This is a genomic window from Nocardia cyriacigeorgica, from assembly GCF_029868385.1.
In the GTDB taxonomy this organism is placed as follows: domain Bacteria; phylum Actinomycetota; class Actinomycetes; order Mycobacteriales; family Mycobacteriaceae; genus Nocardia; species Nocardia cyriacigeorgica_F.
On sequence record NZ_JARWNX010000021.1, the window covers coordinates 1 to 6233 of the forward strand.

The 6233-nt window shown below is 69.1% G+C and carries 1 protein-coding gene; it reads right to left on the minus strand.

The window, feature by feature from the left end:
* Window positions 1–6233, minus strand: a 6233-nt coding sequence (locus tag QH168_RS02530; RefSeq protein WP_280232742.1) for a non-ribosomal peptide synthetase, incomplete at both ends; no start/stop codon positions are given.

A 6233-nucleotide genomic window follows, 5' to 3' on the forward strand; every position in this document is an offset into this window, starting at 1 on the left:
AAGTGAGTGATCGTCACCCCCTCCGCCCCGATCAACTCCGCCAAATACGCCGGATCACGATGACCATCCGGCTTCGCCACCACCAACCGCGCACCCACCTGCAACGGCCAGAAAAACTCCCACACCGACACATCGAACGTCACAGGCGTCTTCTGCAACACCACATCCAAGGCATCCAGCCCATAAGCCGACTGCATCCACACCAGACGATTCACAATCGCCGCATGCGAAACCCCCACACCCTTCGGCCGACCCGTCGAACCCGACGTAAAGATGACGTACGCGGTATGCGTCGGCCGCAGCGCAGCCGTGCGCTCGGCATCGGTCACCGCGGCGGCCGAATAGCCGGACAGATCCAGCGATTCGATCTCCAGCGCGATCCGCGCACCGGCGTCGAATTCATCGGCGGCGGTGGTCAGCACGCATACCGGGTCGGCGGTGTCGAGGACATAGCGGGTGCGGTCGGCCGGATGATCCGGGTCCAGCGGCACATAGGCGCCACCGGCGACGGTCACCGCGTACATGCCGACGACCAGCTCGATCGAGCGGCGCATACCCAGCGCCACATGGGTGTCCGGTCCGACCCCCAGCGAGATCAGATGCCGGGCCAGACGATTCACCCGTGCGCTGAACTGCGCGTAGGTGAGGGTGGTGTCCGCGAAGGTCAGGGCGGGCGCGTCCGGGGTGCGGACGGCCTGGGCCTCGAACATCGCCACCAGGGTCGCGGGATCGGTACCGGACGGGCTCGCCGAGAGTGCCGCGGCCACGTCGAACTCGGTCGCGTTCCATTCCCGGACCACACGGTCGCGTTCACCGGCGGCGAGCAGTTCGGTGTCGCCGAGGGCGGCGGCCGGGTCCGCGACCGCCGCGCGCAGCACCCGCAGCAGCCGCTCGGCGAGCGAGGCGACGGTGTCGCGGTCGAACATATCGGTGGCGTAGGCGAATTCGGCGGTCATACCGTCGGCGGCGTCGGTGAGGTTCAGATGCAGATCGAACTTCGCCGTCACCACATCCAGCGGCATACCCGCGACCTCGAGGCCGGGCAGTTCGAAGGTGGTCTCACCGGTGTTCTGGAACGACAGCATCACCTGGAACAGCGGATGGCGCGCCTGTGAACGTGCCGGGTTCAGGATCTCCACCAACCGCTCGAAGGGCAGGTCGGAATGCCCGAAGGCCGCCAGATCGGCGTCCCTGGTGCGGGCGAGCAAGGCGGTGAACGGCTCGTCCGGCCGCACCTCGCTGCGCAGCACAAGGGTGTTGACGAACATGCCGATGGCATCGTCGAGCACGGCCTCGCCACGTCCGGCGACGGCGGTGCCGATGGCGATGTCATCGCTGCCCGACAGCCGCGACAGCAGGGCCGCGAACGCGGCGTGCACCACCATGAACAGGCTGGCACCGTGCGCACGGGCGAGGGTGTTGAGCCCGCGCAGCAGTTCGGCGTCGATCCCGAACTCGTAGACCTCACCGCGGTTGGAGGCCACCGCGGGCCGTGACCGGTCGGCGGGCAGATCCAGCTGATCGGGCAGCCCGGCCAGCGTCGCCGACCAGTAGGCGACCTGCTGGGCGATCAGCGAGGACGGGTCCTCCTCCGAGCCGAGCGTGTCGCGCTGCCAGAGCGCGAAATCGGCGTACTGCACCGGCAGCGGCGCCCAGCCGGGCGCCTCACCGCGGGTGCGGGCGGCGTAGGCCACCATCACATCGCGGGCCAGCGGTCGCACCGACCAGCCGTCGCCGGAGATGTGGTGCACCACGAAGACCAGGACATGGGTGTCCGGTCCGTCGCCGTCGACGACGCGGAACAGTTCGGCGCGAACCGGGACCTCGGCGGTGACGTCGAATCCGGTGAGCACCAATTCGCTGATCCGGTCGGCGATCTCGGCTCGGGGCACCTCGATCGGATCGAGGTCGATGCGATGCTGCCCGGCGGGCAGGACCACCTGCACACCCTGGCCGCCCGCGGTCTGCGGATACACCGTCCGCAGCACCTCGTGCCGGTCGATCACATCGGCGACGGCGAGCGCGAGCGCATCGGTGTCGAGAGCGCCGGTGAGCCGCACCGCGAGCGGGATGTTGTTGACCGCGGTCTGGTTGTCGAAGCGGTTGAGGAACCACATACGCTGCTGCGCCAGCGACAACGGCACCTCGTCCGGACGCGGTCCGGCCACGAGTTCGCGCCTGCGACCGGTGCCCGCGTGCGATTCCAGCTTGACCGCGAGCGCGGCCACCGACGGCGCCTCGAACAGCGTGCGCACCGGGACGCGGGTGTCGAGGGCCGCGCCGAGGCGGGCCACCACCTGGGTGGCGATCAGCGAGTTACCGCCAAGATCGAAGAAGTCGTCGTCGCGGCCGACCTGGCGTTCGCCGGGCAGGCCGAGGACCTCGGCAAAGGTCGCCGCGACGATCTCCTCCACCGGGGTCGACGGCGCGCGGAACTCGCGGGCCTCGAACTCCGGTTCCGGCAGTGCGCGCCGATCCAGCTTGCCGTTCGGGTTGAGCGGCATCGCGTCCAGCACCACGATCGCGGCGGGGACCATATAGGACGGCAGGCGACCGGTGAGATGCGCGCGCAACGCCTCGACGTCGACGATCGCGCCACCGGCGGGCACCACATAGGCGACGAGCAGATCACCGGTGCGGGCGTCGGAGCGCACAAGGGCCACCGACTGGGCCACCGATTCGTGTGCGGTGAGCGCGTTCTCGATCTCGCCGAGTTCGATGCGCAGACCGCGCAGCTTCACCTGGAAGTCGGTGCGGCCCAGGTAGGTGATGGCGCCATCGGGTCCGCGGGTCACGAGGTCACCGGTGCGGTACATGCGGGCGCCGTCGCCGAACGGGTTGGCCACGAAGCGATCCGCGGTCAGATCCGTGCGGCCGAAGTAGCCGCGCGCCAGCTGCGCACCGGCCAGGTACAGCTCACCCGCGGCGCCGGGCACGACCGGATGCAGGCGCGCGTCCAACACGTAGGCCTGGGCATTCCACACCGGGAGGCCGATCGGCACCGCGCCGTCGACCTCGGCGGCGACCGGGGCCGCCGTCGCGTGCACGGTGAATTCGGTCGGGCCGTACAGGTTGTGCAGTTCGGCGTTGCTCACCCGACGGATCGCCGCGACGGCATCGCTGGTGAACGCCTCACCCGCGATGAACAGCGTCCGCAGCGAGGCGAGTTCGGCTCCGGCGACACTGCCAGCGAACACCGTCAGCATCGACGGTACGAACGAGGTCATGGTGACGTGCTCGGCGGCGATCACATCGGCCAGGTACTGGGGATCGCGGTGGCCGTCCGGGCTCGCGACGACCATCCGACCACCGGTGGTGAGCGGAGCGAACAGCTCCCAGACCGAAACGTCGAAGGTCGCCGGGGTCTTGAACAGCACCACATCGTCGGCGCCGATGCCGTATTCGCCGGTGATCCAGCGGATCTGGTTCACCACCGCGGCGTGCGGCACCGCAACACCCTTCGGGCGTCCGGTGGAACCGGAGGTGAAGATGACGTAGGCCGGATGCTGCGGCCGCAGCGGCGCACGGCGCTCGGCATCGGTCACCGGGTCCGCGTCGTAACCGGACAGATCCAGCTCGTCGAGCACGACGGTGGACAGACCGGTGGCGTCGAAACCGTCACCCGCCGTGGTGATCACGCAGACCGGTGCCGCGGATTCGAGCACATGGTCGATACGTTCGGCGGGCTGATCCAGGTCCAGCGGCACATAGCCGCCACCGGCCGCGTGCACCGCGTACATGGCCACGACCAGGTCCACCGACCGACGCAGCCCGAGCGCCACCAGGCTCTCCGGGCCGACGCCCGCGCCGATGAGGTGGCGGGCCAGGCGATGCACCCGGTCACCGAATTCGGCGTAGCTCAACGAGGTTCCGGTGGATGGATCGATGAGGGCGATCGCATCCGGTGTGGCTGCGGCCTGCGCGGCGAACTCGGCCACCAGCGTGGTCGGGGCGCCGAGATCGCGGGCGGTCTCGTTCCAGGCGCGCAGGGCCCGATCGTTCTCGCGGGCATCGAGCAGATCGATATCACCGATGGCGCGGTCGGGTTCGGCGACGACGGCCGCGAGCAGCCGGTTGAACCGGCGGCCGAACTCGGCCATGGTCGCCGCGTCGAACAGATCGGTGGCGTAGATCAGTTCGGCGGTGATGCCGCCTTCCTCGCCGTTCTCCGACAGCACCAGTTGCAGATCGAACTTGGCCACATCGATCGGCAGGTCCACCCCGCTGACCGTGAGGCCGGGCAGTTCCAGGCTGTTCTGGCCGGTGTTCTGGAACGACAGCATCACCTGGAACAGCGGATGGCGCGCCTGCGAACGCGCCGGGTTCAGGATCTCCACCAGCCGCTCGAATGGCAGATCCGCATGTCCGAAGGCCGCGATATCGGTGGTGCGGACGGTGCGCAGCAGATCGGTGAACGTGGCGCCGCCGTCGATCGGGGTCCGCAACACGAGGGTGTTGACGAACATGCCGATCAGATCGTCGAGCGCGCGTTCACCACGTCCGGCGACGGGGGTGCCGATGGCGATATCCGGCTCACCCGACATCCGCGACAGCAGTACCGCGAGCGCGGCATGAGTGACCATGAACAGCGTCGCGCCACGGGTGCGGGCCAGCTCGGTGAGCGCGGCATGGGTCCTGGCGTCGATGGTGAACACCTCGGTGGCGCCCTGACCGGACGCGACCGCAGGACGCGGCCGATCGGCGGGCAGATCCAGCTGTTCGGGCAGCCCGGTGAGGGTCTGCGACCAGAAGCCGATCTGCTCGGCGATCACCGATTCCGGATCGTCTTCGGAGCCGAGGACCGCGCGCTGCCACAGCGCGAAGTCGGCGTACTGCACCTCCAGCGGACGCCAGGCCGGTTCGCCGCCTTCGACGCGGGCACCGTAGGCGGTCATCACATCACGGGTGAGCGGGCCCATGGAGAAACCGTCGGCCGAGATGTGGTGCACGACGAGGGCGAGCACATGTTCGGTCGGGCTGATCTCGAACAGCCGGGCCCGGAACGGCACCTCGGTAGTGACGTCGAAACCGGTGCGCACCAGTTCGGTGATCCGGGCGGGCAGTTCTGCCTCGGTGACGTCGACCGGGCTCAGATCCGGGATCACCTTCGCGGTGGGCACGGCCTGCTGATGCGCGGTGCCGTCGACCTCCGGGTAGAAGGTGCGCAGCGATTCGTGCCTGGCCAGCACATCGGCGACGGCGATCTGCAAGGCCTGCCGGTCCAGCAGACCCGACAACCGCACCGCCGCGGGGATGTTGTCCACGGCGGATTCGGGATCGAACCGGTTGAGGAACCACATCCGCTGCTGGGCCAGCGACAGCGGCACCAGTTCGGGCCGGTGCTGCGGTACCAGTGCGGCGCGTGCGCCCGCACCGGCGCGGGTTTCGGCCCGTGCGGCCAGCGCGGCGACCGAGGACGCCTCGAACAGTTCGCGGACGCCGAGGTCGGTGTCCAGTGCGGCCGAGAGCCGGGCGGCGACCTGGGTGGCGCTCAGCGAGTTACCGCCGAGGGCGAAGAAATCGTCGTCGAGGCCCACGCGGTCGAGTCCGAGCACCTCGGCGAAGGTGGTGGCGACGATCTCTTCCACCGGGGTGGTCGGCGCGCGGAAGACCGCGGCCTCGAACACCGGCGCGGGCAGTGCCTTGCGGTCGAGCTTGCCGGAGGCATTGAGCGGGAACTCGTCGAGCACGACCACCACGGCGGGAACCATGTAGGCGGGCAGCTGCCGGGCCAGATCCTCGCGCAGGGTCTCGGTGTCGACCGGAACACCGGCCGCCGCTGTGCCGGAGCGGCGGCGCTCCCGGTGCCCTCCGTGGTTACGCTCCGCTGCCTCTTCCTGGCCCGTCGCTCGCGCCGCGACGACATAGGCCACCAGCTGATCGCCGGTGTGCTGATCGCCGCGAACCACCACGACCGATTGCGCGACCTCGTCCATGGCGGTCAGCGCCGCCTCGATCTCACCGAGTTCGATACGCAGACCACGCAACTTCACCTGGAAATCGGTGCGGCCCAGATACTCCAACTCACCGTCGGCGGTCCAGGCCACCAGGTCACCGGTGCGGTACATGCGCTCGGACGTACCGAACGGATTCGCCACGAACCGATCACTGGTCAGATCAGGACGCGCCACATAACCACGCGCCAACTGCGAGCCCGCCAGATACAACTCACCCGCCACACCCACCGGCACCGGACGCAGCCGCCCATCCAACACATACACCTCGGTGTTGAA